The sequence below is a fragment of the Pseudomonas sp. WP18 genome (assembly GCF_036689585.1).
Lineage (GTDB): Bacteria > Pseudomonadota > Gammaproteobacteria > Pseudomonadales > Pseudomonadaceae > Aquipseudomonas > Aquipseudomonas chlororaphis_E.
The window spans coordinates 5,297,501-5,323,999 of sequence record NZ_CP144758.1; the positions used below are offsets into that span (position 1 = coordinate 5,297,501).

Here is a 26,499-nt window from a genome sequence, read left to right on the forward strand (position 1 = left end):
ACGACATAAGTGAAACACCACAACCCCAACTGACGCCTGACCGCCATCCACCCCGCCCAGCCGGTCAGCTTCTGCAGCGGAGTCATGCTCAAGGTGATCAACAAGAGGATCAGCGTGCCCAGCCCAAGCCTGTCCACCAGCACCTTGCCGGGATCAGGTCCCAGCGCATTCATCAACGCCTGGTAAAGCCAGGCCAACGGCCAGACCGCCGCCGCAAGGAAGACACCCACCCGCCACACTGGAAAACGCATCAGTAGTCCTTCCTCAAGTCCATCCCTGCATACAGGGAGGCCACCTCGTCCTGGTAACCATTGAACATCAAGGTATCGCGAACATTGGGACTGAACAGCCCGCTCGGCAACCGACGCTCATGGGCCTGGGTCCAGCGCGGATGGTCGACCGTCGGGTTGACGTTGGCATAGAAGCCGTACTCATCGGCCGCAATGCTCTGCCAGGTGGTCTTCGGCTGCTCGCTCACCAGGCTGATGCGCACGATCGACTTCACACTCTTGAAGCCGTACTTCCACGGCACCACCAACCGCAGAGGCGCACCATTCTGATTGGGCAGTTCGCGGCCATACATCCCGACTGCCAGGATGGCCAGAGGATTCATCGCCTCGTCCAGTCGCAGCCCTTCCACATAAGGCCAGTCGATCAGGGCAAAACCGGAACGCTGCCCCGGCATCACCTTAGGGTCCTGCAAGGTTTCGAAACGGATGTATTTAGCCTTGGAAGTAGGCTCGACCTGCTTGAGCAACGCAGAGATGGGAAAGCCAATCCACGGGATGACCATTGACCACGCCTCGACACAGCGCAATCGATAGATCCGCTCCTCCAGTTGATAGGGCTTCATGAAGTCTTCCAACGCATAGCGCCCCGGCTTGCCGACCTCGCCATCCACTACCACGCTCCAGGGTTCGGTTTTCAAGGAACCGGCATTGGCGGCCGGGTCACCCTTGTCGGTGCCGAACTCGTAGAAGTTGTTGTAGTGGGTTGCATCCTTGAACGGGGTGATGGTTTCGTTCTTGACGGTCACCGCCCCCCATTGGATAGACGGCAGTTTCTCGGTAAACCACGATGGCGCCTTGCCGGGCTCGACCTCGGCATAACGTGCGGCGTCGGCAGCACTCGCCCAGCGTGGCAGGCTGCTTACGGCCAGCCCGGCCATGGATGCACCGAGTACCTGGCGACGGGAAAGATAGAAGGATTCGGGCGTGACGTCCGATTCACGGCAGTCGGACGACTTGGGGATCTTGATCAGCATGACAACTCCGCAGTATTGGAGGGCAGTTGCACCAATAGACTGCGGAGTATGGGGGAAATTACATTAAGGCAACGTTTAGCGTCGGCGAAGACGCAACAAATACTGAACCGGACCGGAGGCCGCGTAGGCGAGGAAGATCAGCAGCAGGATGCGTGGCGGATCACTGAAGACCACCGCGAACACCAGCACGACCGCCAAAATCGCAACGAATGGCACGCGCCCCTTCAGGTCCAGCTCCTTGAAGCTGTTGTACTTGATGTTGCTGACCATCAGCATCCCGGCCGCCGCCACCAGCAGCGCGACGAGGAACGACATCTTCGAACCCTGTATGCCGTAATCGCTGAACGCCCAGACGACGCCCGCTACCACGCCCGCAGCGGCCGGGCTGGCGAGCCCGATGAAGTAGCGCTTGTCCGCCTTGCCTACCTGGGTATTGAAACGCGCCAGGCGCAACGCCGCACCCGCCACATAGATGAAGGCGACCATCCAGCCGACCTTGCCCATGTCTCCCAACGCCCAACCAAACGCCAGCAAGGCCGGCGCCACGCCGAAGGCGACCATGTCGGACAGGGAGTCATATTCGGCGCCGAATGCGCTTTGGGTGTTGGTCATGCGGGCCACGCGCCCGTCCAGGCCATCGAGCACCATGGCGACAAAGATAGCAATGGCGGCGAAAGCGAAATAGCGGCTCGCCCCCACGCTGTCGCCGGCACTCAATGCCGCCTGGGCACTCATGGAGTTGATGATGGAATAGAAGCCGGCGAAGAGGTTCGCAGTGGTAAACAGATTCGGCAACAGATAGATGCCACGATGCCGGACCTTACGGCCTTCAGCGTCATGGCCTTCTTCGATGTGCTCATCGATGGGCAGCAGGCTTTCGGCGTCAGGAGCCTGGTTTGGCTCGTCGGGGCGTTCGCTCATGGACAGTACCTTGCAACGGTGTGAAAAAATTCGACAGGCGTCTGGGACGACGGTTCGGCCGCAAACGATGCAGCTTTATACCAGAAGCCATCGCCCAAACGAAAAAACGCGGCCGAGGCCGCGTTTTTTCGATCAAGCTCGCGACTTAGTTCTTGGCTTTGTCGACGATCTTGTTGGCGCTGATCCACGGCATCATCGAGCGCAGTTGCTCACCGATGATTTCGATACCGTGCGCAGCGTTGTTACGACGCTTGGCGGTCATCGAAGGATAGCCGGTAGCCCCTTCGCTGATGAACATCTTGGCGTATTCGCCGTCCTGAATACGTTTCAGGGCGTTGCGCATGGCCTGACGGGATTCGGCGTTGATCACTTCCGGACCGGTCACGTACTCGCCGTATTCGGCGTTGTTGGAGATCGAGTAGTTCATGTTGGCGATACCGCCTTCGTACATGAGGTCAACGATCAGCTTCAGTTCGTGCAGGCACTCGAAGTAAGCCATTTCTGGCGCGTAGCCCGCTTCGACCAGGGTTTCGAAACCGGCTTTCACCAGTTCGACGGTACCGCCGCACAGAACGGCTTGTTCGCCGAACAGGTCGGTTTCGGTCTCGTCCTTGAAGGTGGTTTCGATGATGCCGGTACGACCGCCACCCACACCTGCCGCGTAGGACAGAGCGACATTCTTGGCGTTGCCCGAAGCGTCCTGGTAGATCGCGATCAGGTCAGGGATACCGCCGCCCTTCACGAACTCGGAACGCACGGTGTGGCCCGGTGCCTTCGGCGCGATCATGATCACGTCGAGGTCGGCACGCGGCACGACCTGGTTGTAGTGGATCGAGAAGCCGTGGGAGAAGGCCAGGGTTGCGCCTTTCTTGATGTTCGGCTCGATCTCGTCGCGGTACAGCGCGCCCTGGAATTCGTCCGGGGTCAGGATCATTACCAGGTCGGCAGCGGCAACGGCGGAAGCCACGTCAGCCACTTTCAGGCCATGGGCTTCTGCCTTGGCAACGGTGGACGAGCCTTTACGCAGGCCGACGGTCACGTCAACGCCGGAGTCTTTCAGGTTGCAAGCTTGCGCGTGGCCCTGGGAACCGTAGCCGATGATGGCGACTTTCTTGCCCTGGATGATCGACAGGTCGCAGTCTTTATCGTAGAAAACTTTCATGAATTTCCTCTCTATCCGGCCGTTCAGGCCATTCGCTAATTTGGTTTAGATGCTCAGTACTTTGTCGCCACGGGCAATCCCGGTGACACCACTGCGTACGGTTTCCAGAATCGAGGCAGTGCCGATCGACTGGATGAAGCTGTCGAGCTTGTCGCTGGTACCGGTCAATTGAACGGTATAGACGCTGGCGCTGACATCGACGATCTGCCCACGATAAATATCGGTAGTGCGTTTGATCTCGGCGCGCTGGGCGCCGGTGGCCTTGACCTTGACCAGCATCAGTTCGCGCTCGATGTGAGCACTTTCCGACAGGTCCACCAGCTTGACCACCTCGATCAGCTTGTTCAGGTTCTTGGTGATCTGCTCGATGATCTCATCGTGCCCGACAGTGGTCAGCGTCAGACGCGACAGGGTCGGGTCCTCGGTTGGCGCCACGGTCAGGCTTTCGATGTTGTAGTTGCGCTGTGAGAACAGGCCCACAACACGAGACAGCGCACCCGGTTCGTTTTCCAGAAGCAGGGAAATAATATGTCGCATGATTAGGTACGCTCCGTCTTGCTCAGCCACATATCGCGCATGGAGCCGTCTTTGATCTGCATCGGGTAGACGTGCTCGCTGGTGTCGACCGCAATATCGATCACCACCAGGCGATCCTTCATGGCGAACGCTTCCTCCATTTTCGTCTTCAAGTCTTTCGACTCGGTAATGCGTACGCCGACGTGACCATAGGCCTCTGCCAGCTTGACGAAGTCAGGCAGCGATTCCATGTAGGAATGCGAGTGACGGCTGCCGTAGCTCATGTCCTGCCACTGGCGAACCATACCCAGTACACCGTTGTTCAGGATCACGATCTTCACCGGCAAGCCGTATTGCAGGCAGGTGGACAGTTCCTGGATGTTCATCTGGATGCTGCCCTCGCCGGTGACGCAGGCGACGTCGGCATCCGGGAAGCTCAACTGGATGCCCATGGCCGCCGGGAAACCGAAGCCCATGGTGCCCAGGCCGCCGGAGTTGATCCAGCGGTTGGGCTTGTTGAACTTGTAGTACTGCGCAGCGAACATCTGGTGCTGGCCCACGTCGGAGGTCACGAAGGCATCGCCCTTGGTGACTTCGCAGAGGGTTTCGATCACGGTCTGCGGCTTGATCACGCTACCGTCGCCCTTGTCGTAAGGGAACAGTCCGCGATCGCCGCGCCATTCATCGACCTGCTTCCACCAACTGGCCAGCGCTTCCTTGTTCGGGGTCTCGCCGATTTCCTTGAGGATGGCGACCATTTCGGTCAGCACGCTCTCTACGGGACCGACGATAGGCACGTCTGCCTTGATGGTCTTGGAGATGGAAGCCGGGTCGATGTCGATATGGATGATCTTGGCGTTCGGGCAGAACTTCGACGCACCGTTGATGACACGGTCATCGAAGCGCGCACCCACAGCCAGGATCACGTCGGCATGGTGCATCGCCAGGTTGGCGGTGTAGCTGCCGTGCATGCCGAGCATGCCGATGAACTGGCGATCGGTGCCCGGAAACGCGCCCAGGCCCATCAGCGTATTGGTCACCGGCAGGTTGAGCATTTTCGCCAGTTCGGTCAGCGGCGCGGAGCCACCACCGAGGATCACGCCGCCACCCGAATACAAAACGGGACGCTTGGCCGCCAGGAGCATTTCGGCTGCCTTGCGGATCTGCCCGGAGTGACCGCGTACGGCCGGGCTGTAGGAGCGCAGCTTGGCTTTCTTCGGGAAGATGTATTCGAACTTCTCGGCCGGGTTGGTCATGTCTTTCGGCACGTCGACCACGACCGGGCCTGGACGACCGGATTCAGCCAGGTAGAAGGCCTTCTTCATGACCTCAGGGATTTCCGACGCGTGCTTGATCATGAAGCTGTGCTTCACGATCGGCCGGGAGATGCCGATCATGTCGGTTTCCTGGAACGCATCGGTGCCGACCATGGTGCTGGGCACCTGACCGGAGATGATCACCATCGGGATGGAGTCCATGTAGGCGGTGGCGATACCGGTGATGGCGTTCGTGGCGCCTGGACCGGAAGTCACCAACACCACGCCGGCCTTGCCGGTGGCACGGGCATAGCCGTCAGCCATGTGGGTCGCCGCTTGCTCGTGACGAACCAGGATGTGGGTCACTTCCGGCTCTTTGAACAGGGCATCATAGACATGAAGAAGAGCACCACCCGGGTACCCATAGATATATTTGACGCCTTCGTCGCGCAAAAAGCGGACGAGCATCTCACCGCCAGATAAAAGCTCCACGTTGTTCACCTCTAAAACGCCAGAATACCGGCCCACGAAAGGGGACGGGTCTTAATAGGTTTACTTCTCGGCAGAGCATGAGCGACGGTGGTCGCCGACTACGTCAGCACTGACTGAGCAAGTATTGGGATCGTCCCAAGTGTTGCGGGCCTTTCCCACCCAGCGCGAGGTAACGCGTTGCGGGTGTAACAGGTCGGCGCGGATGTGCGCCTCATGATCTGCCGAGTGGGCCTGCTTCTGGCAGTCCCTCTACAGCGGACTTTGGATTCTTCTGTTTCGCCCTCTGCAAGTCAAGACGTCAATGTGCTTTATTCGAAGTAAGCGCATGAGAACGCAAGAAAAAACCTATAAACGGCAACTGTGTTAGCTTCAATTGCGCAACCCATGACAAGGAAACAGCATGCGAATGTTCTTCTTGACGGCCAGCCTGCTGGTTGGCCTGAGCCCAATCTGCGTGGCCGGCCAGGTCTATAAATGGGTGGACGCCCAGGGCGTTACCCATTTCAGTGCCCAGCCGCCCGAAGGCGAGCAAGCCGCAACCATGATCAAATCCACCCCACCTGCGCCCGCCAAGGCTGCGTCGCCGCCGTCAGGTGGGGTCGTTGGCGACCAGAAGGCGATCGATCAACAGGTCAAGAAACAGGTCGCCGAGCAGGAAGCCCAGCTCAAGGCGTTCTGCGAGCAGGCCCGGACCAACCTGGCGCAACTGCAGAACAACCCGAGGGTACGGGAGGACGTGGAAGGTGAAATGCGCCGCCTCAGCGACGAACAGCGGCGCCAGCGGATCGATGAGACCCGCAAGCAGATAGAGGAAAACTGCCAGTGAAGAAGGTCAGCTGGCGCGGCTGATCAACTGGTCGAACTGCGACAGCAGCCGCTGCAACTCGGTGCCCTGCCCCGGGCGCTGGGCATAGACCATCTCCGCCATCGCCAGAATGCCGGAGGCGTTGGGCAGCGGCAGGTCGTTTTCCAGGATGGCTTTCATGCGTGGCAGAAAGATCCATTGCAGCCACTGCTCGAAGTCCAGGGTGTCGACCGCGAATGGCTCGACACTGGCCAGTGCTTCGGCCGAGGGCGACTGCTCGCTCCACCAGCCCTGGACCCGCAGCTCCCGCTCGATCAGCAGAAGCTGATCGGCGATTTGGGGAAAACGCGTATCCATCAGAGCGAGACCTTGGCCTTCTGACGGGCCAGGGCCGCGCCAGCTGGATCGCCTTGTTTCTCACGGGCCTGAGCGATCAACTCCCACAGACTGGCCTGAAGTGCCGGACGACCGCTGGTGAAGGTCAGGCCACGACGGGCAAGCTGCTCGGCTTGCGGCGCGTCGCCTTGGGCCATGCGCACCTGGGCCAGGCGATACAGGACCTGTGGCTCACGCGGCGCAACACGCTGGGCACGCTCAAGGCTCGACGACGCACCGTTGAGGTCACCACCGGCCTGTTGCTGTTGCGCCGTGGTCAACAGCGCCAGCACCGGACCGTCCAGCTGTTCATCGGCGGACAAGCCACCCGAGCTGGCCGACGGGATACTGTTCGGCGTCGAAGGCATGCTGTAGCTGCCCTGGTTGATCGGCGACGTCTCGATAGGCCCCGGCGTGATCGGTCCTGGCGTGATCGGCGTGCTGCTGATCGGAGCCGAGGTCGTGGCACCGCCACCTGGAATCATCACGACGACACCGGAGTCGCCTTGGGGAATCGCCTGGGCCTGGCCCTGGGTCGGACGTTTCACCGTCGTCTGCCGGAAACCGCCATTGGCCGACACGCGCTCGCTGTTGGACACCGCCGTGCCGGAATCAACGACCGGAATCGAGCCGCGCTGTACGGTAGAGCAACCACTGAGCAAAGCCACGGCCGTTACCGCTGGAATCAACCACTTGTTCACTTGAAACCCTCTTTGCTTAATTCATCCAGTCCTTGACCCAATCCATCACCGATTCGGCAGGATTCTGGCTACCACAAGCAGCACCGGGTGGAGGCTCGCTGCCGCGAATATACGGCATCTGTACCGCACCCGGGCAATTGGCGTCGGAGCCTTGGCCCGTACGCGAATCCACCCAGGCCTGGACGATATTGTCCGGTTGCGGCATGTCCAGCGGCAACGGGTCGGCCTTGCGCATGAAACTGGTCCAGACCTGGAGCGCGCCGGTGGCACCGGTAAACGGGGTCTTGCCATTGTCGTCGCGGCCGAGCCAGACCACCGCCAGCAGATCCTGGCTGAAACCGGCGAACCAACTGTCACGCGAATCGTTACTGGTACCGGTCTTGCCGGCCAGGGTCAGGGTCCGGGGCAACACGTTATAGACCGAGCTGCCGGTGCCTTCGCGCATGACCCGCTGCATCGCGCTCTGGATCAGGTAGATGGACGCCGGATCGAACCGTTGCTGGATCTGGAACGGATAGCGCTTGAGCGGTTCGCCATCGGCAGTCAGCACACTGCGAATCCCGCGCATCGGCGTGTTGAAGCCGCCGTTGGCCAGCGTCTGGTACATCGCTGCCACTTCAATCGGCGTAAGGCCGCCCGCCCCCAGCAGCATCGATGGGAAGGCCGGCAATTCGCGGCTCACTCCCAGGCGCGCGACGGTCTTGAGCACGTTCGGCACGCCGACTTCAAGGCCCAGGCGAGCGGTTGACAGGTTGTAGGAATGCGCCAGCCCCTGATAGAGGAAGACCGTGCCGTGGGAACGCCGGTCGTAGTTCTGCGGCTTCCAGACCTGGCCATCGGCGCCCTTGACCGAAAACGCCTCGTCCGACAGCCAACTGGTCAGCGTGTACTGGCTGGGTTTTTCCAGGGCGGTGAGGTACACCGCCGGCTTGATCAGCGAGCCAATCGGGCGGACCGCATCCAGTGCCCGGTTAAAACCGGCGAAACTGGCCTGGCGACTGCCGATCATGGCCTGGACTTCACCGGTTTCCGGGTTGGTCACGACCATGGCGGCTTCGACTTCATCGGCGCCCTTGCGCGCGCCGAGGCGCTTGAAGGTGTCATCCACCGATGCCTCGGCCTTCATCTGCAGGATCGGGTCGAAGCTGGTGAAAATTCGCAGCCCTTCTTCGGTCAAGTCCTCGTCTCGGTAGTCTTCACGCAACTGGCGTTTGACCAGGTCCATGAAGCCGGGGAACGAGCTGTCCGCCAGGCTGCCACGCTTGGTCACGCCCAGCGGCATCTTCTTCGCGGCCTCCACTTGCTCGGCCGTCGCCACGCCTTGCTGCTGCAACAGGTCGAGCACCAGGTTGCGCCGCTCGAGGGCGCGTTCCGGGTAACGCCGCGGGTTGTAGGAAGACGGCCCCTTGACCATGCCCACCAGCAACGCCACCTGGTGCAGCTTGAGCTCGGACAACGGCTGGCTGAAGAAGAACTGGCTGGCGAGACCAAAACCGTGCACGGCGCGCTGACCGTCCTGGCCGATGAAGACCTCGTTGAGGTAGGCCTCGAGAATCTCCTGCTTGTCGTAATGCAGCTCCAACAGCAGCGCCATCATGGCTTCGGTGAGCTTGCGGGTGAGGCTGCGTTCGTTGGTCAGGTAGAAGTTCTTGACCAACTGCTGGGTCAAGGTACTGCCACCCTGACGCATATGGCCCGAGGACGTGTTGACCCAGACGGCGCGGGCAATCGACTTGGGCGAGACGCCAAAGTGATGGTAGAAATCACGGTCTTCGACGGCGATCAGCGTATCGAGCAGGAACGGTGGCACCTGGTCGATCTTGATCAGGATCCGGTCTTCCAGGTTCTTGGGGTACAGGCCGCCGATCAGCAGCGGTTCGAGACGCACCACCGACAGGCTGGCGTTATTGGCGCCGGTCAGCGCCGCGACGTAGTCACCGGAAAAACGCACCCGCACCGGCTGCGGTTGCTCCATGCCTTCATAGAACTGGAAGCCACGGGTGTTGAGGTCGACGGTATTGCCATTGACCGAGGCCGCGCCCGGGCCATTGGCGACGCTTTCGCGGCGATAGCCCAGGGCATCGAGTTCAGTCAGGAAGTCGTCGCGGCTCAGCTTCTGTCCGACGAACAGCTCCAGCGGCCTGGCGTAGACCTTGGCCGGGATGGTCCAGCGCTTGCCGGAGAACTTCTCCTGGACCACGGCATCGAGGTAGACCGCGAAACCGGCGAGCACGACGAGGCCGACCAGGCTTAGTTTAAGGGCCCAGCCCAGCCAGGGCCGAAGGCGGCTGGCGGGTGGTTTCTTGGGGGTTCGGGGGGATCGAGTACGAGTCATGGCGGCGGATTATACGCACTTTGCTACGGTTCAACATGAGCCCGATGGCCCCGCTTGGCACCCAGGCCAGCCTGTTTGCGTTCACGACACTTGCCGCCATAATGACGGCCGTGAATTTTCCCAGACTCTGAAGGATCGCCCGTGAGCCAGTCCCTGATCGCTGCCCTGCAAAACCCGGCCCTCTACCCGCATCCCGTCGAAGGGTTTCAGGTCATCGAGACGCATATTTCCTGGGTATTGCTCACCGGGCCCTACGCCTACAAATTCAAGAAACCGGTCAACTTCGGTTTCCTCGACTTCACCAGCCTCGAGGCGCGCAAGCATTTTTGCGGCGAAGAACTGCGGCTGAACCAACGCCTGACCCAAGACCTGTACCTGGAAGTGCTGCCTGTGACCGGCAGCGCCGAAGCCCCTCAACTGGGTGGCGACGGGCCGGTCATCGAGTACGCGCTGAAAATGCGCCAGTTCCCGCAGAGCCAACTGCTCAGCACGCTGCAAGCCAATGGCGAGCTGACCACCGCGCACATCGACGAAATGGCCGCGCAGATCGCCCAGTTCCATCTCTCTACACCCAAAGTCCCGGCCGATAACGCCGCCGGCACCCCGGAGAGCGTGATGGCCCCGGTGAGCCAGAACTTCGAACAGATTCGCCCGTTCCTCAGCGACAAGGCCGATCTGCTGCAACTCGAAGCCCTGCAAGCGTGGGCCGACAGCAGTTTCGAGCGCCTCAAGCCACTGTTCATCCAGCGCAAGGCCGAAGGCTTCATCCGCGAATGCCATGGCGACATCCACCTGGGCAACGCCACGGTGATCGACGCCAAGGTGGTGATTTTCGACTGCATCGAATTCAACGAGCCGTTCCGCTTCACCGACGTCTACGGCGACACCGCGTTCCTGGCGATGGACCTGGAGGACCGTGGCCTCAAGTCGCTGGCGCGACGCTTCATCAGCCAGTACCTGGAACTGACCGGCGACTACCACGGGCTGGAACTGCTGAACTTCTATAAAGCCTACCGCGCCCTGGTGCGCGCCAAGATCGCACTGTTCAGCATGCCGGCCGAAGCCGATCCAGTGCAGCGCGCCACCACCCTGCGCCAGTACCGCAACTACGCCAACCTGGCCGAAAGCTACAGCACCATTCCTTCACGCTTCCTGGCCATTACCCACGGTGTTTCGGCAGTCGGCAAAAGCCACGTCGCCATGCGCCTGGTCGAAGCCCTGGGCGCCATTCGCCTGCGCTCGGACGTAGAGCGCAAGCGCCTGTTCGGCGAGCAGCAAGTGCCCAACGATCCACAGGCCGGCATCTATAGCAGCGACGCCAGCAGCGCCACTTACGGCCGCCTGCATGAAATCGCCGACGTCATCCTGCGCGCCGGCTTCCCCGTGGTGATCGACGCGACCTACCTCAAGCGTGACCAGCGCGATGCCGCCGCGAAAATCGCCGAAGCCACGGGCGCTCCGTTCCTGATCCTTGACTGCAATGCACCGCAGGCAGTGATCGAAAGCTGGCTGGCGCAGCGCCAGGCCGACCAGAACGACCCTTCCGATGCGAACCTGGCCGTCATCGCTGCCCAGCAAGCCAACCGGGAAGCCCTTACTCCAGCGGAAATCCTTTGCAGCAAACGGGTCCAGACCAACGAAAGCGGGACACTCGACGTCGTGGTCGCGCAGATCCGCCAACGCCTGCCAGGCCTGTAGAAAACTATTTCGGCCGTGAAGCGACGCTCGGCTTCACGGCCGCCAAATAGTGGCACTATACTGGCGTCATAAAACCAACAGGTGATGTGACATGAGCCTTCCCAAGCTTCTCAATACCCCGCTGTACGCCTTGCTGCGCAAAGACGATATCGCCGGCTTCAACAGCGAGCGTCCGCAGGGTCCGGTCGACATGCGTGGCGGCGATTTTCGTGGCCTTGACCTGCGCGAACTGAACGCAGACGACGTGGATTTCACCGACGCTTACTTCCGATCTGCCGATCTGCGCGGGATCGACTTCCGCAAGGCATCGCTGGAGGGCGCGAGCCTGGCCCACGCGCAAATATCCGGTGCCTACTTCCCGCCCGAGTTGTCCGCGGACGAGATCCTGATGTCGATGAACTTCGGCACCCGATTGCGCTACCGCACCCGTTGACGACAGGGCTGCTCCCGATGGGGTGTCAGTGTTGCTGGCGCCTTCGCGAGCAGGCTCGTTCCCTGGTCCCCCCTTCCAGCGCCCCCGCCTGCGCTGAAACAGGCTTGTTGCCGCCTCGATCGTGCGTAATGCCTTAGAAGCTTTCGCAACTAATCCCACCAAAGAATCACGCTTTTCCTACTGACCGCTACACTGCTCAGAAGCTTGCCCACCGCACCGATCGGCCGTCGCAAGGAGGCTCGATGAATGATGAACTGCAACACCTGAAGAATCTGGGCAAGACATCAGCCCAGTGGCTGCACGCCGTGGGCATCCACAGTGCCTCGGATCTGCGCCGGCTCGGTGCGGTGGATGCTTATCGCGCCGTGCGCACCCGCGGTTTCCGGGCTTCCAAGGTATTGCTGTATGCGATCGAGGGCGCGTTGCTGGACGTGCACTGGAATGACGTTCCCGCCGAACGCAAGGAAGCCCTCAATAAACAGCTGGACGCCATGACGACACGGCACAAGTCCTGACGGCCTCTTCGCACCTCGTTGCAGGGTAATTTCAGCGAATCACGAAACAATGTTTGACATGGTAATGAGAATCGCTATGATTACCACATCCGGTCGCGAGACTGGTCGATATTTGAACAGCCCTTGGTTCGGACTCTCAGATATCTCCTCATCAGGCTAATCACGGTTATTTGACCCGGCTTTTGCCGGGTCTTTTTTTGCCCGCAAAAATCACCTTTCGGACTGTTCACGCATCTGCGCACAGTAATCCTGTGACGCAGTGGCCGGGGTGTACCACACGTAATCGGCCATGGCCGGGGTCACGTCGCTGCCCTCCTCGGCCAGCATCAGAACGATCGGCGCTTCATCGGCGCCCAGGTCCAGCATGTGCAACGGTACGCCGAGGTCCTTTCGCCCGTGCCAGGCACCCGCCAACAACAATGCGGGCGTCGGCGCTTGCAGCAGGCGTTCGGCCATGCGCCGGTCACGCTGTTGCTGCACCGCCAGCATCGCCGGCATTTGCGATTCCGGCAGCAGGCCGCAATGGGACTCGCGGATCTGCCCCAATAACACGTCTTTCACGGCAACCGCATTGCTGCGATCGCCCTGCAAGGCCGGCGGCTGCCGATAGAATCGCTGGATTTCGGTGGCATCCAGATTGGCGGCCAGCAACGGGTAGCGCTGTGCCAGGGCAAACTCGACGACGGGCCCATACAGGCTCCAATCCCAACCCGGCGACCAAGCCAGGACGGCGGGCAGGTCGTTGGGCATTGTGGATCGTTGGCGGAGCGCATCCACCCGTGGCTGCTGCGACGGGGTCAGCATTTCCAGCAACAGACTGCCTTGGGCCCGCTCTGCGCCCAAAGCCTGGAGCAACCAGCGCTGCAGCGTGTGATGGTCGCGGTTGTCGTGCTGCTCGCCCACCACCACCCGCGGCGCCACTGCCAGGCGCTCGACCAACCTCTGGGGCGTCACGGCCTGGCCGCTGTGCAAATCCACGATTCGCCCGCTGACCGGGGGCGGTGCGACACTCTGGCAGGCCGCCAGGATGCTCAGTGCAAGCAGCAGAATCAGGCGCATGTCCATATCCTCGACAGGCCCTCAACGGGCAATGATCAACGGGTGCCCGCGCTCCGGATGGGGTTGCACGAGAACTTCCAGGCCGAACACGGCCTTGAGCGAATCCGGGCGCAGTACCTCTTGGGGGATGCCCATGGCAACCGACTGCCCCGACGCAAGCAGCAACAGGCGATCACAGTAGCGCGCCGCCAGGTTCAGGTCATGCAGGATCACCAGTACGGCGGCGCCGCGATCGGCAAACCCGCGCACCGCTTGCAGGAGGGTGTGCTGATGCAATGGATCGAGCATGGACGTTGGCTCGTCCAGCAGCAGGACCTGCCCCACCTCACCCGGCCACAACTGCGCCAGTACCCGCGCCAGGTGCACACGCTGGCGCTCGCCGCCGGACAACGCCAGGTAACTGCGCCCGTGCAGGTGCGAGGCGTCGGCCGCTTGCAGCGCCGCAGCGACGACCTGCCCGTCCCGCACGCGCCCCGTTTGATGCGGCAGGCGACCCAGACCGACCACCTCTTCGACCCGGAAGGCAAAATCCAGGGTCGAGGACTGTGGCAAGACCGCCAGGCGTCGCGCGCGCTCGGGGCCCTCCCATTGGGCCAGCGGTCGATCATCCAGCCAGACCTGTCCCTGGGTCGGGCGCAAGTCGCCACACAGGCCGGCCAGCAAGCTACTTTTACCGGCACCGTTGGGCCCGAGCACACCGAGCACTTCGCCGGGGTTTAGCCGCAGGTCGATGTCGGTCAACACGGTGTGCTTGCCACGCTGGACCTGCAGGTTCTGCGCTCGCAACATCAGGCGCGCCCTCGCAGCAATAAATAAAGGAAGAACGGCGCGCCGATAAAGGCAGTGACGATCCCTATCGGCAGCTCTGCCGGAGCCAGGACCAGGCGTGCCACCAGGTCGGCGAACAGCAGCAGGCTCGCCCCCGCCAGCACGGAGGCGGGCAGCAACACCCGATGGTCGGGCCCCGCCAGCAATCGGACCAGGTGCGGCACCACCAATCCAACGAACCCGATCAGGCCGGCCGCCGCCACCGCCGCGCCCACACCCAGGGCCGTGCAGAACACCAGTTCGCGCTTGAGCCGTTCGACGTCAACACCCAGGTGAGCGGCCTCGGACTCTCCCAGCAACAATGCATTGAGCGCCTGCGCCCGACGCGGCAACCAAAGCGCCACGCCCGTGCTGACCAGGAGCAATGGCCACAGCCTGGCGTAGCTGGCGCCGTTGAGACTGCCCAGGTTCCAGAACGCCAGGGTGCGCAGGGTCGCATCGTCCGCCAGGTAGGTGAACAGGCCCACGGCCGATCCCGACAGCGCGGTCAGGGCAATGCCTGCCAACAGCATGGTCGCCACATGCGCCTGGCCGTTGCGCCGCCCCAGGCGATACACCAGCGCCGTGACCCCGAGCCCACCCAGGAACGCACACAGTGACAGTACATAGGGGCTGAACGCTTGCGGGACTCCGCCCAGCGCCGAACCGCCGACAATGGCGAACGCGGCGCCCAGTGCAGCGCCACTGGAGACCCCCACCAGCCCCGGATCGGCCAGTGGATTGCGGAACAACCCCTGCATCGCCACGCCAGACAATGCCAACACCCCGCCCACCGTCAGGCCCAGCAAGGTGCGTGGCAAACGAATCTGGCCGAGGATCAGCTCAGCCTGCTCCAGGCCATCGGCCGACACCGGCAGCCCCGATAACCGCAACGCCGCCCGCACCGTGTCGAGCAGTGGCAGGCTCACCGACCCCAAGGCCAGGGACAGCCAGGTCGCCAGCAGGCACAACAGGCCCAAGCCGACGAACAGGCTTCGCGGCTTGAGCACTGCGGCGCCCGGGCTGGCGAAGAGCGCAGCCACGCGGTTACTCAGACGCATCAGGCGGCTTCCTCAAAGAAGTTGTAAAGGGGACCGAGCATGAACTGGTCAGGGCAAGTATCCTCAGCCATCCGCGAGAAGGCGCCATTTGATGATTGCTTTCATTTGACCGTCAAGCTTGAACCCTTCGCAGGCTCGCGCCCGCCTCGGGGCTCTCCCACCGATGTGTAGAGACACCCATGAAGTTTCTATGTTACAGCGCCGAACTGCCCGACAACGGCAGCCGCGGCTTCGACCTCGATGGACGCAAGGTGATGGCCGTGCGCCGCGCAGGCCAGGCCTACGTTTACGTCAATCGCTGCCCGCACCGCGGCGTGCCGCTGGAATGGCAACCGGACCAGTTCCTCGACCCCAGCGCCAGCCTGATCCACTGCGCCACCCACGGCGCCTTGTTCCTGATCGAGAACGGCGAATGCGTGGCCGGTCCGTGTGCCGGCCAATTCCTGACGGCGCTAGACAGCCGGGAGGACGAGCAAGGTCTCTGGGTCGAGCTCTAACGGGGCCGACAGCACCGGCAACGGTCGGTCCACCCACATCTGCTCAGGCGTCAGCGTGACGCCGTAGGCCAGCACCTGCACCCCCGCCGCAATCGCTTCACGCAGCGCGGCGGCGTACGCCGGATCGATTTCGTGCGCCGGACGCACCGCTTCGATCCCGCTCAGGTTCACGCAATACAATTGCACCGCCCGTATACCTTGCCGGGCCAGGCTGGCCAGCTCGCGCAGATGCTTGGCCCCACGCTGGGTCACCGCATCGGGAAACGCCGCCACCGGGGTGTCGTCGAACCCCAACGTCACACTTTTGACTTCGACCCAGGCCGAGCCCTGTTCGTAGTCCAGCCGAAAATCGATACGGCTGTTTTCCTGACCATAGGCCACTTCGCGCTTGAGCCCGATGAACCCGTTCAGTTCACTGATGACCCCGGCGCGCAGGGCTTCCTCGACCAGGGTGTTGGCCCGCGCCGTATTAATGCAGGCGAGCCGTCCCTGAGGGGTCTCGCCTAGTTCCCAGGTGCCCGGCAACTTGCGCTTGGGGTCGTTGGAGCGGCTGAACCAAACGCGTGCACCAGGCGCCATGCAATTGAGCATCGAGCCGGTGTTCGGACAATGAATAGTGAGCAGTTCGCCCTGAACGGTCTCGATATCAGCGAGAAAACGCTTGTAACGTCGAATCAGGCGACCTTCTTCTAACGCAGGAGAGAAACGCATCAGCCTTGCCAGCTCCGCAGTCCACGTTCGATTCGCGCCACCGCTTCCTGGAGTCGTCCCAGGCTCTGGGTGTAGGCGAAGCGCACGTGATGGCCGGCTTGATAGCGGCCAAAATCCAGACCCGGGGTGAAGGCCACGTGTTCGGTTTCCAGGAAGTGTTGGCAGAACGCGAACGCGTCGCCGCCGAAGGCGCTGATATCGGCGTAGAGGTAGAACGCCCCTTCCGGCTCCACGGCAATGCCGAAGCCCAACGCCCGCAAGGCCGGCAGGAGGAAATCGCGGCGTAACGCAAACTCGGCCCGACGTTGCTCGAAGATCTCGATGGTGGCCGGTTCAAAGCAAGCCAGGGCCGCGTGCTGGGCCATGCTCGGGGCGCTGATGTAAAGGTTCTGCGCGAGCTTTTCCAGCTCGCTGACGGCCGCCGAGGGCGCCACCAGCCAGCCGAGCCGCCAACCGGTCATGCCGAAATACTTGGAAAAACTATTCAGGACAAAGGCGTCGTCATCCACTTCCAGCACGCTGGCGGCATCGGTGCCGTAGGTCAGGCCGTGATAGATCTCGTCCACCACCAGGTGGCCGTTGTGCGCCTTGATGGCCTTGGACAAGCCCGCCAGTTCATCCCGGGAAAGGATCGTCCCGGTCGGGTTGGCCGGCGATGCCACCAACGCGCCGACGCTGTCCTGGTCCCAGTAGCGATCCACCAGGTCCGGGGTCAATTGATAACGCACCTCCGGGCCCACCGGCACCAGCTGCGCCGCGCCCTCCACCAGCCGCAGGAAGTGACGGTTGCACGGATAGCCGGGGTCGGCCAGCAGCCAATGCTTGCCCGGGTCCACCAGCAGGGCACTGGCGAGCAACAACGCGCCCGAGCCGCCCGGCGTCACCAGGATGCGCCGCGGGTCGATCTGCACGCCATAGCGCTGGCCATAGAAACCGGCGATGGCCTCGCGCAACTCGGGGATCCCACGGGCCGCGGTGTAGCGGGTCTTGCCCGCGGCCAACGCCGCCTGGCCGGCCTGGATGATCGGCTCGGCGGTGGTGAAGTCCGGCTCGCCGATCTCCAGGTGAATGACGTCGTGCCCCGCCGCCTGCAGCTCGTTGGCGCGGGCCAGCAGCGCCATCACATGGAAAGGTTCGATGGCGCGGCTGCGCGCACTGTAGGGCTGAGGCATTAGCCTTCCTTCAAGGTAAAAAAGAACCGATTCTACCCAACTCTCCCCTCAAGTCAGAAGCAACTGCGGAACGCACGCGAACCCGCAGCGGTCTGAGGCCGTGGATTGCAGGAAATGACTCCGGCGATTGGCCCAGGCTTGACTAGGCTGTACATAGCCTAGAATCAAGCATTGAGCAGGATTACATCCACACCGAACCGAACCCGACCCTGGGCTACGAAGCCCGCCCGCCGCAGGCTCGACAACCGGGAGTAGCGCGGCCCGATTCGATCTGGTAAGTTCGCCCGCTTGCAGCCGCAGGGCCGGCAGGTGTCGGTGATGGAGCAATCCTGCGTAGTGGATTACAAGAGTAGAGGCGGTCCATTCATGCCCACCCAAGCAAAGCAGAATCAAAACCAGTCGCTCAGCGGGTTTGAGCCGTACGTCCCGCAAGCGGGCGAAGAGTACATGGGCGCCCCCATGCGCGCGCACTTCACCAAGATCCTGAACAAGTGGAAACAGGACTTGATGCAAGAAGTCGATCGCACCGTGGATCACATGAAAGACGAAGCGGCCAACTTCCCCGACCCGGCCGACCGTGCCAGCCAGGAAGAAGAATTCAGCCTCGAACTGCGCGCCCGTGACCGTGAGCGCAAGCTCATCAAGAAAATCGACAAGACCCTGCAACTGATCGAAGACGAAGAATACGGTTGGTGCGAGTCCTGCGGCATCGAGATCGGCATTCGCCGCCTGGAAGCCCGACCGACCGCCGACCTGTGCATCGATTGCAAGACCCTGGCTGAAATCAAGGAAAAACAGGTCGGCAAGTAATTGCCCGGGCTGTTACAGAAAAACGGAGCGTTCATACGCTCCGTTTTTTGTTTCTGAAACCGACACGCCCTCTCGGACCTGGCGAAGTCCTGTGGGAGCGGGCTTGCTCGCGAAGAGGGCTGTATAGTTAGTACTGATATCGCTTGACACACCGCCTTCGCGAGCAAGCCCGCTCCCACAGACGGTCCGTGATTAAAAGACATATGCCTCTGCCAACCGGATCCAGCAACATTCTTCCCATGACTGCCACCTCTCCCTACATCGGCCGCTTCGCCCCCACCCCCAGCGGCCACCTGCACTTCGGTTCGCTGGTCGCCGCGCTGGCCTCGTACCTGGACGCCCGGGCCGTGGGCGGGCGCTGGTTACTGCGCATGGAAGACCTCGACCCGCCCCGTGAAGAGCCCGGTGCCCAGACGGCGATCCTGCGGGCACTGGAGCGCTACGGGTTTGAATGGGACGGCGAGATGGTGCGCCAGAGCGAGCGCCACGAGGCCTACCAGCACGTGATCAACCGGCTGTTCAGCCAAGGGCTGGCGTACGCCTGCACCTGCTCGCGCAAACAACTGGAAGCGTACCAGGGCATTTATCCAGGGCTTTGCCGCAATGCCGGGCACGACACCGAGGACGCTGCCATCCGCGTGCGTGTCCCGGAGCTCGAATACCACTTCACCGACCGGGTCCAGGGCCCGTTCCGCCAACACCTGGGCCGCGAGGCGGGCGACTTCGTGATCCGCCGCCGCGACGGGCTCTACGCCTATCAACTGGCCGTGGTGCTGGACGACGCCTGGCAAGGCGTGACCGATATCGTGCGCGGCGCCGACCTGCTGGACTCGACACCGCGCCAGTTGTACCTGCAAGAACTGCTCGGGCTGCCCCAACCGCGTTACCTGCACGTGCCATTGATCACCCAGCCTGACGGGCACAAACTGGGCAAGTCCTATCGCTCACCGCCGCTTTCGGCCGACCAGGCCACGCCGCTGCTGTTGCGGGCACTGCGCGCACTGGGCCAGCAACCGGGGCCCGAACTGGCCGACGCCAGCCCGCGGGAGTTGCTGGCCTGGGGCATGCGCCACTGGGATGCCGCGAGGATCCCGCGCACGCTGAACCTGCCGGAAGCGCAAATCCGTTGACGGCCCTTGCAGCCTGGCGCCCATCCGTTACCATCGCCGCACGTTTTCGGGCACGCGCATCAACATAGAGAGGCCGGGATGTACATCTATCGCTTGGTCCTGCTTCTGGTAGTGGGGATTTACCTGTTCTCCCCGGCCATCATGGATTGGTGGATCGACGCCACGGGTGCCTGGTATCGGCCCTATCTGCTCTGGCTGATCCTGATTGTCGTGACCTTCATCCTGCAGAGCCAAAAAGATGCCGATGAGCTTTAGCCTGACCCAGATGATCCTGATCAGCGCCGCCTACCTGGCCGTGCTGTTCAGCGTGGCCTGGGTCAGCGAACGGGGCATGATCCCCCGGGCGATCATCCGCCACCCGCTGACCTACACCTTGTCGCTGGGCGTCTATGCCAGCGCCTGGGCGTTCTACGGCACGGTCGGGCTGGCGTACCAGTACGGCTATGGCTTCCTGTCCAGCTACCTCGGCGTGTCGGGGGCGTTCCTGCTGGCGCCGGTGCTGCTTTACCCGATCCTGAAAATCACCCGCACCTACCAACTGTCATCATTGGCCGACCTGTTCGCCTTCCGCTTTCGCAGCACCTGGGCGGGCGCGCTGACCACGATCTTCATGCTGGTCGGGGTATTGCCATTGCTGGCCCTGCAAGTCCAGGCCGTCGCCGACTCCATCAGCATCCTCACCGGCGAACCGGTACAGCACCGCGTGGCCCTGAGCTTCTGCGGGCTGATTATCCTGTTCACGATCTTCTTCGGCTCCCGCCACATCGCCACTCGTGAGAAACACGAAGGTCTGGTGTTCGCGATCGCGTTCGAATCGGTGATCAAGCTGATCGCCATCGGCGGCGTCGGCCTCTACGCGTTGTACGGCGTATTCGACGGCCCGCAGCAACTGGAAATCTGGCTGCTGCAGAACCAGACCGCCCTCGCCGCCCTGCACACGCCCTTGCAGGAAGGCCCGTGGCGTACGCTGCTGCTGGTGTTCTTCGCGTCGGCGATCGTCATGCCGCACATGTACCACATGACCTTTACCGAAAACCTCAACCCACGCTCGCTGGTGAGCGCGAGCTGGGGCCTGCCGCTGTTCCTGTTGCTGATGAGCCTCGCGGTGCCTTTGATCCTGTGGGCCGGGCTGAAACTGGGGGCCAGCACCAACCCCGAATACTTCACCCTCGGCATCGGCATCGCCGCCAACAGCAAGGCCCTGGCCCTGCTGGCCTACGTCGGTGGCCTGTCGGCGGCCAGCGGCCTGATCATCGTCACCACGCTGGCACTGTCGGGGATGGCCCTCAATCACCTGGTGCTGCCGCTTTACCAGCCACCGGCCGAAGGTAACATCTACCGCTGGCTGAAATGGACGCGCCGGGCGCTGATCGTGGCGATCATCATGGCCGGCTACGGGTTCTACCTGATGCTGGGTGACGGCCAGGACCTGGCCAACCTGGGCATCGTCGCGTTCGTGGCCACCTTGCAGTTCCTGCCCGGGGTGCTGTCGGTGCTGTACTGGCCGACCGCCAACCGTCGCGGTTTCATTGCCGGGCTGCTGGCGGGCATCCTGGTGTGGCTGGTGGCCATGCTGTTGCCGCTGATGGGCAACCTGCAAGGCTTCTACATCCCGCTACTGAACATGATCTACGTGCTCGACGACACCAGTTGGCACATGGCGGCCATCGCCTCCCTGGCGGCGAACGTGCTGATGTTCACGCTGATTTCGCTGTTCACCAACGCCAGCAGCGAAGAAGCCAGCGCCGCCGAGGCCTGCGCCGTGGACAACGTCCGTCGCCCGCAACGGCGCGAGCTGCACGCCGCCTCGCCCCAGGAGTTCGCCACGCAACTGGCCAAGCCTCTGGGCGCCAAGGCCGCGCAAAAAGAAGTCGAACAGGCGCTGCGCGACCTCTACCTGCCCTTTGACGAACGGCGCCCGTATGCCTTGCGTCGCCTGCGCGACCGGATCGAAGCCAACCTCTCCGGCCTGATGGGCCCGAGCGTGGCCCAGGACATGGTCGAGACGTTCCTGCCCTACAAGGCCGGTGGCGAAAACTATGTCACCGAAGACATCCACTTCATCGAAAGCCGCCTTGAGGACTACCACTCGCGCCTCACCGGCCTGGCCGCCGAACTGGACGCCTTGCGCCGCTATCATCGCCAGACCCTGCAAGAGTTGCCGATGGGCGTGTGCTCCCTGGCCAAGGACCAAGAGATCCTGATGTGGAACAAGGCCATGGAAGAACTGACCGGGATCGCCGCCCAACGGGTGGTCGGCTCACGCCTGAGCACCCTCGGCGAGCCGTGGAAAGGTCTGCTGCAAGGCTTCATCGACCTGCCGGACGAACACTTGCACAAGCAACACCTGGCCTTGGACGGACAGACCCGCTGGCTGAACCTGCACAAGGCCGCGATCGACGAACCCCTGGCGCCCGGCAACAGCGGCCTGGTGCTGCTGGTGGAAGACCTGACCGACACCCAGATGCTCGAAGACAAGCTGGTCCACTCCGAACGCCTGGCCAGCATCGGCCGGCTGGCAGCCGGGGTGGCCCATGAGATCGGCAACCCGATCACCGGCATCGCCTGCCTGGCGCAGAACCTGCGCGAAGAGCGCGAGGACGACAGCGAGCTGACGGAAATCAGCGGGCAGATCCTTGAACAGACCAAGCGGGTGTCGCGCATCGTCCAGTCGCTGATGAGCTTTGCCCATGCCGGCGGCCACCAGCACAACGACGAGGCCGTCTGTCTGGCCGAAGTGGCCCAGGATGCCATTGGTCTGTTGGCCCTTAACCGGCGCAATTTCGAAGTGCAATTCTTCAACCTGTGCGATCCGGACCACTGGGTCGACGGCGATCCCCAGCGACTCGCCCAGGTACTGATCAACCTGCTGTCCAACGCCCGCGACGCCACGCCGGCGGGAAGCGCGGTGCGGGTCAGGAGCGAAGCCAGCGAACACACGATCGACCTGATCGTCGAAGACGAGGGCAGCGGTATCCCACAGAACATCATGGACCGATTGTTCGAACCCTTCTTCACCACCAAGGATCCTGGCGAAGGCACCGGTCTGGGCCTCGCACTGGTCTATTCCATCGTTGAAGAGCATTATGGACAAATCACCATCGACAGCCCGGCCGATGTACAGAGCCAACGCGGCACCCGTATCAGGGTGACCTTGCCGCGTCATGTCGAAGCGACGTCCGCTGTGAACTGAGACCGTCGAGAGAATCGAATCAATGCCGCACATTTTGATCGTCGAAGACGAAACAATTATCCGCTCCGCCTTGCGCCGCCTGCTGGAACGCAACCAGTACCAGGTCAGCGAAGCCGGTTCCGTGCAGGAAGCACAAGAACGTTTCAGCATTCCCACGTTTGACCTGATCGTCAGCGACCTGCGCCTGCCCGGCGCTCCCGGCACCGAGCTGATCAAGCTCGGCCAGGGCACGCCGGTTCTGATCATGACCAGCTACGCCAGCCTGCGCTCGGCGGTGGACTCCATGAAAATGGGCGCGGTGGACTACATCGCCAAGCCGTTCGACCATGACGAGATGCTCCAGGCCGTGGCCCGCATCCTGCGCGACCGACAGGCAGCGAGCAGCCATTCGTCGGAACCTGCCGGCAAGGCCAGCACCGCTGTGAAAGGTGGCGCCAGCAACAGCAATGGCGAAATCGGCATCATCGGCTCCTGCCCACCGATGCAGGACCTGTACGGCAAAATCCGCAAAGTCGCGCCGACCGATTCCAATGTGCTGATCCAGGGCGAGTCCGGCACCGGCAAGGAACTGGTTGCCCGCGCCCTGCACAACCTGTCTCGCCGGGCCAAGGCACCGATGATCTCGGTGAACTGCGCGGCGATCCCGGAAAGCCTGATCGAATCCGAACTCTTCGGCCACGAGAAAGGCGCGTTCACCGGTGCCAGCGCCGGCCGCGCCGGGCTGGTGGAGGCGGCGGACGGCGGCACATTGTTCCTCGATGAAATCGGCGAGCTGCCACTGGAAGCCCAGGCGCGCTTGCTGCGGGTGCTCCAGGAAGGCGAGATTCGGCGGGTGGGCTCGGTGCAATCACAGAAAGTCGACGTACGCCTGATCGCGGCGACCCACCGAGACCTCAAGAGCCTGGCGAAGATCGGCCAGTTCCGTGAAGACCTGTATTACCGCCTGCACGTGATCGCCCTGAAACTGCCGCCCCTTCGCGAACGTGGCGCCGACGTCAACGAAATCGCCCAGGCCTTCCTCGCCCGCCAGAGCGCGCGCATCAATCGCACCGACCTCAAGTTCGCCCCGGACGCCGAACAGGCCATTCGTCATTACGCCTGGCCGGGTAACGTCCGAGAGCTGGAAAACGCCGTCGAGCGCGCGGTGATCCTGAGTGAGAGCCCGGAAATTTCCGCCGACTTGCTGGGCATCGACATTGAGCTGGGCGACCTGGACGACGAAGAGTTCATCGGCCTGGCCCCGCAGCACGGCGGTGCCGCCAACAACACCAGCCACGAGCCTACCGAGGACCTGTCCCTGGAAGACTACTTCCAGCATTTCGTCCTGGAACACCAGGACCACATGACCGAGACCGAACTGGCGCGCAAGCTGGGCGTCAGCCGCAAATGCCTGTGGGAACGCCGCCAGCGCCTGGGCATCCCCCGGCGCAAGACCGGCGTGGCCAGCGAAAGCTGAAACTCGCCCCCACAAGAGATCACTGTCTACCAGTGCATGTGAAAAAACTGTTACCTCAGTTTTTCCACGTAACAAAAGCCGGGGTTTACGGTAACGAAACCCCGGCTTTTTTTCGTCCCGAAAAAATGGGTATAACCATAGAACCCCCGGTTTCACTGGGCCACGCAAAAGTTGGCACGCACCCTGCTATAGCTTTGGTACAAGAACAATAACAAGCAATGCAAAAGACAATAAAAATAAGACGAATCGACTCACGCACAATAAAAACAAGACGGCGAGAGGCGCAGCTAACTGATTCTTTTGGAGAGGCGTTGTATTTGGGGCTTGCCCCACAACCAGGCCGAGAACAATAAAAACTGTCTCAAGACAGGTGCCTGAACTGGTTGGATCGGTTGATCACTGCAACACAGCGACCAAAGCAATCCGTTTGCTCTTGACTCCCGATTGGGAGCGTCACGATGGGAAACCTCGTGACACGGGCACTCAACAAAAACAAGAAGCCCGAAATCAATAATAAAAATAGAGCACGAAACTAATTCTGGGGGAGCTTAGGCTCCCCTTGTGGTTTCCGACGTTCCGCCCTCCCCCAAGCCTACAGGGCTTACCGCTCAAAGCTTGCAGCCAAATCTGCTGCGTCCTACACCATCCCTCGACTAAATGCTAGAATCCCCGCCCATCATGCGGTCAATTCTTCATTTTGGCCGAACATTCCTTCAAACAGTGCATCCCATGCTGAAGAAGCTGTTCCAGTCATTCCGTTCTCCCTTGCGTCGTACGCAACACATTCGCAGCACGCCTGAAGTGCTCAACATCGGCCAGCATTCGCTGCAAAAGGCCCAGTTCAGCCGTTATGCGGTGAACATCGTCGAACGCTTGCAGAACGCCGGCTACCAGGCTTACCTGGTCGGTGGCTGTGTGCGCGACATGCTGCTCAACATCACGCCCAAGGATTTCGACGTCGCCACCAGCGCCACGCCGGAGCAGGTCCGGGCCGAATTCCGCAACGCACGGATCATTGGCCGGCGCTTCAAGCTGGTCCATATCCATTTCGGGCGCGAAATCATTGAAGTGGCGACGTTCCGCGCCAACCACCCGCAAAACGACGAAGAAGAAGACAGCAACCAGTCTTCTCGCAACGAGAGCGGGCGCATCCTGCGCGACAACGTCTACGGCACCCTGGAAGAAGACGCGCAACGCCGCGACTTCACCATCAACGCCCTCTACTACGACCCGGTCAGCGAGCGCATCCTCGACTACGCCAATGGCGTGCACGACATCCGCAACCATCTGATCCGGTTGATCGGCGACCCCAGGCAGCGTTACCAGGAAGACCCGGTACGCATGCTGCGGGCCGTGCGTTTCGCCGCCAAGCTGAACTTCGGCATCGAAAAACACAGCGCCGCGCCGATTCGCGACCTGGCGCCGATGCTGCGGGAGATCCCTTCGGCGCGGTTGTTCGAGGAAGTGCTCAAGCTGTTCCTGTCGGGCAACGCCGCGGACACCTTCGAGATGCTGGTGGACCTGCAACTGTTCGATCCGCTGTTCCCGGCCAGTGCCGAGGCGCTGGAGCACAACCCGACCTACACCCACACCTTGATCAGCGAAGCCCTGATCAACACCGACCTGCGCATCAAGCAGAACAAACCGGTGACCCCGGCGTTCCTGTTCGCCGCCCTGCTCTGGCCAGCCTTGCCAGCACGGGTATTGCGCCTGCAAGACCGTGGCATGCCGCCGATTCCGGCGATGCAGGAAGCCGCCCACGAACTGATTGCCGAACAGTGCCAACGCATCGCGATTCCAAAACGCTTCACGATGCCGATCCGCGAGATCTGGGACATGCAGGAGCGCCTGCCACGACGCAGCGGCAAACGCGCCGACCTGCTGCTGGACAACCCGCGGTTCCGTGCCGGCTACGACTTCCTGTTGCTGCGCGAAAGCGCTGGCGAGCAGACCGACGGCCTCGGCGAATGGTGGACCGACTACCAGGATGCCAACGACAGCGAACGTCGCGAGATGATCCGCGACCTCAGCGGCAAGGATGAAGCCGGCAGCGGCCCGCGCAAGCGGCGTCGCAGCGGGGGTGGTACCAAGCGCAAGCGCGCCGGTGCTTCGAGCGAGTCGGGCGAGTAA

General features: G+C 62.2%; 25 protein-coding genes (1 of these 25 running past the window's edge). 11 read left to right on the top strand and 14 right to left on the bottom strand.

The window, feature by feature from the left end; translation table 11 throughout:
- The 6 genes from msrQ to V5F23_RS23570 form a co-directional block, all read right to left on the bottom strand.
- A protein-coding gene (gene msrQ / locus V5F23_RS23545; protein ID WP_123579610.1) for a protein-methionine-sulfoxide reductase heme-binding subunit MsrQ crosses the window boundary here: on the bottom strand, positions 1-251 show its beginning. The gene continues 370 nt to the left of window position 1, outside the view; 251 of the gene's 621 nt are visible here — the first part of the coding sequence; the start codon lies at positions 249-251; its stop codon lies off the left edge, out of view.
- Complete coding sequence (msrP, locus tag V5F23_RS23550) at positions 251-1,264, bottom strand: protein-methionine-sulfoxide reductase catalytic subunit MsrP (protein WP_338496757.1); 1,014 nt, start codon at positions 1,262-1,264, stop codon at positions 251-253. Before msrP ends, msrQ begins: the two co-directional genes overlap by 1 nt.
- Positions 1,265-1,339: 75 nt before the next feature.
- Positions 1,340-2,185, bottom strand: a complete 846-nt coding sequence (gene pssA, locus V5F23_RS23555) for a CDP-diacylglycerol--serine O-phosphatidyltransferase (protein WP_047736269.1) — start codon at positions 2,183-2,185, stop codon at positions 1,340-1,342.
- Between the two features lie 145 nt (positions 2,186-2,330).
- Positions 2,331-3,347: a ketol-acid reductoisomerase gene (gene ilvC, locus V5F23_RS23560; protein WP_042728776.1), complete on the bottom strand. Its 1,017-nt coding sequence runs from the start codon at positions 3,345-3,347 to the stop codon at positions 2,331-2,333.
- Positions 3,348-3,392: 45 nt separating this feature from the next.
- Positions 3,393-3,884: an acetolactate synthase small subunit gene (ilvN, locus tag V5F23_RS23565; protein ID WP_003205610.1), complete on the bottom strand. Its 492-nt coding sequence runs from the start codon at positions 3,882-3,884 to the stop codon at positions 3,393-3,395.
- A gap of 2 nt (positions 3,885-3,886) precedes the next feature.
- The gene (locus V5F23_RS23570) at positions 3,887-5,611 is read right to left on the bottom strand and encodes an acetolactate synthase 3 large subunit (RefSeq protein WP_042728800.1); all 1,725 of its coding nucleotides are present in this window, start codon (positions 5,609-5,611) and stop codon (positions 3,887-3,889) included.
- Positions 5,612-6,017: 406 nt separating this feature from the next.
- Between V5F23_RS23570 and V5F23_RS23575 the strand changes: the two genes are divergently transcribed.
- On the top strand, positions 6,018-6,437 hold the full coding sequence (locus tag V5F23_RS23575; RefSeq protein ID WP_080922029.1) for a DUF4124 domain-containing protein: 420 nt from the start codon (positions 6,018-6,020) through the stop codon (positions 6,435-6,437).
- A 6-nt stretch (positions 6,438-6,443) separates the two neighbouring features.
- On the opposite strand, the gene V5F23_RS23580 is transcribed toward V5F23_RS23575, so the two are convergent.
- From V5F23_RS23580 to mrcB, 3 genes are read right to left on the bottom strand one after another with little or no spacing between them, the layout of a single operon-like run.
- A complete protein-coding gene (locus V5F23_RS23580; protein WP_212803037.1) occupies positions 6,444-6,773 on the bottom strand; it encodes a YqcC family protein in 330 nt (109 codons plus the stop codon).
- Positions 6,773-7,492, bottom strand: coding sequence for a lipoprotein (locus V5F23_RS23585; RefSeq protein WP_042728779.1), 720 nt, complete (start codon positions 7,490-7,492; stop codon positions 6,773-6,775). The genes V5F23_RS23580 and V5F23_RS23585 overlap by 1 nt, the downstream gene beginning before the upstream one ends.
- Positions 7,493-7,508: 16 nt before the next feature.
- Positions 7,509-9,827: a penicillin-binding protein 1B gene (gene mrcB / locus V5F23_RS23590; RefSeq protein WP_042728780.1), complete on the bottom strand. Its 2,319-nt coding sequence runs from the start codon at positions 9,825-9,827 to the stop codon at positions 7,509-7,511.
- 141 nt (positions 9,828-9,968) lie between these two features.
- On the opposite strand from mrcB, the gene V5F23_RS23595 reads away from it, so the two are divergent.
- The 3 genes from V5F23_RS23595 (at position 9,969) to V5F23_RS23605 (ending at position 12,473) form a co-directional block, all read left to right on the top strand.
- On the top strand, positions 9,969-11,525 hold the full coding sequence (locus V5F23_RS23595; RefSeq protein ID WP_042728781.1) for a bifunctional aminoglycoside phosphotransferase/ATP-binding protein: 1,557 nt from the start codon (positions 9,969-9,971) through the stop codon (positions 11,523-11,525).
- 91 nt (positions 11,526-11,616) lie between these two features.
- Positions 11,617-11,958: a pentapeptide repeat-containing protein gene (locus V5F23_RS23600; RefSeq protein ID WP_042728782.1), complete on the top strand. Its 342-nt coding sequence runs from the start codon at positions 11,617-11,619 to the stop codon at positions 11,956-11,958.
- 242 nt (positions 11,959-12,200) lie between these two features.
- Positions 12,201-12,473: a TfoX/Sxy family protein gene (locus V5F23_RS23605; RefSeq protein WP_042728783.1), complete on the top strand. Its 273-nt coding sequence runs from the start codon at positions 12,201-12,203 to the stop codon at positions 12,471-12,473.
- A 210-nt stretch (positions 12,474-12,683) separates the two neighbouring features.
- Here V5F23_RS23605 and V5F23_RS23610 read toward each other — a convergent pair whose 3' ends face one another.
- Genes V5F23_RS23610 through V5F23_RS23620 form a run of 3 tightly spaced genes read right to left on the bottom strand, consistent with a single transcriptional unit; the run spans position 12,684 to position 15,304 of the window.
- On the bottom strand, positions 12,684-13,532 hold the full coding sequence (locus V5F23_RS23610; RefSeq protein WP_199925085.1) for a ChaN family lipoprotein: 849 nt from the start codon (positions 13,530-13,532) through the stop codon (positions 12,684-12,686).
- Positions 13,533-13,553: 21 nt separating this feature from the next.
- Positions 13,554-14,321 (bottom strand): heme ABC transporter ATP-binding protein, encoded by a 768-nt coding sequence (locus V5F23_RS23615; protein ID WP_212803039.1) that lies wholly within the window; start codon positions 14,319-14,321, stop codon positions 13,554-13,556.
- Positions 14,321-15,304, bottom strand: a complete 984-nt coding sequence (locus V5F23_RS23620) for an iron ABC transporter permease (RefSeq protein WP_162489262.1) — start codon at positions 15,302-15,304, stop codon at positions 14,321-14,323. The genes V5F23_RS23615 and V5F23_RS23620 overlap by 1 nt, the downstream gene beginning before the upstream one ends.
- A 275-nt stretch (positions 15,305-15,579) precedes the next feature.
- Here V5F23_RS23620 and V5F23_RS23625 point away from each other — a divergent pair, with 275 nt between their 5' ends.
- Positions 15,580-15,897, top strand: a complete 318-nt coding sequence (locus tag V5F23_RS23625; RefSeq protein ID WP_212803040.1) for a Rieske (2Fe-2S) protein — start codon at positions 15,580-15,582, stop codon at positions 15,895-15,897.
- Here the strand turns inward: V5F23_RS23625 and sfsA are convergent.
- Together sfsA and V5F23_RS23635 are read right to left on the bottom strand one after the other, a co-directional pair.
- Positions 15,853-16,608 carry a DNA/RNA nuclease SfsA gene (sfsA, locus tag V5F23_RS23630; RefSeq protein WP_042728788.1) on the bottom strand — a complete coding sequence of 252 codons (756 nt, stop codon included), beginning with the start codon at positions 16,606-16,608 and terminating at the stop codon, positions 15,853-15,855. The two genes, V5F23_RS23625 and sfsA, sit on opposite strands and share 45 nt — an antisense overlap.
- A complete protein-coding gene (locus V5F23_RS23635) occupies positions 16,608-17,780 on the bottom strand; it encodes a pyridoxal phosphate-dependent aminotransferase (protein WP_042728789.1) in 1,173 nt (390 codons plus the stop codon). The genes sfsA and V5F23_RS23635 overlap by 1 nt, the downstream gene beginning before the upstream one ends.
- A 366-nt stretch (positions 17,781-18,146) precedes the next feature.
- Here V5F23_RS23635 and dksA point away from each other — a divergent pair, with 366 nt between their 5' ends.
- The 6 genes from dksA to V5F23_RS23665 all read left to right on the top strand — a co-directional run bounded on the left by dksA (position 18,147) and on the right by V5F23_RS23665 (position 26,499).
- Positions 18,147-18,590, top strand: a complete 444-nt coding sequence (gene dksA, locus V5F23_RS23640; RefSeq protein WP_003205639.1) for an RNA polymerase-binding protein DksA — start codon at positions 18,147-18,149, stop codon at positions 18,588-18,590.
- Positions 18,591-18,829: 239 nt separating this feature from the next.
- Positions 18,830-19,720, top strand: coding sequence for a tRNA glutamyl-Q(34) synthetase GluQRS (gene gluQRS / locus V5F23_RS23645; RefSeq protein ID WP_042728790.1), 891 nt, complete (start codon positions 18,830-18,832; stop codon positions 19,718-19,720).
- A gap of 78 nt (positions 19,721-19,798) precedes the next feature.
- Complete coding sequence (locus V5F23_RS23650; protein WP_003176118.1) at positions 19,799-19,975, top strand: hypothetical protein; 177 nt, start codon at positions 19,799-19,801, stop codon at positions 19,973-19,975.
- Positions 19,959-22,913 carry a sensor histidine kinase gene (locus V5F23_RS23655; protein WP_161796098.1) on the top strand — a complete coding sequence of 985 codons (2,955 nt, stop codon included), beginning with the start codon at positions 19,959-19,961 and terminating at the stop codon, positions 22,911-22,913. Before V5F23_RS23650 ends, V5F23_RS23655 begins: the two co-directional genes overlap by 17 nt.
- Before the next feature lie 22 nt (positions 22,914-22,935).
- Positions 22,936-24,369 (top strand): sigma-54 dependent transcriptional regulator, encoded by a 1,434-nt coding sequence (locus V5F23_RS23660; protein WP_212803041.1) that lies wholly within the window; start codon positions 22,936-22,938, stop codon positions 24,367-24,369.
- 729 nt (positions 24,370-25,098) lie between these two features.
- Positions 25,099-26,499: a polynucleotide adenylyltransferase PcnB gene (locus tag V5F23_RS23665; RefSeq protein WP_042728793.1), complete on the top strand. Its 1,401-nt coding sequence runs from the start codon at positions 25,099-25,101 to the stop codon at positions 26,497-26,499.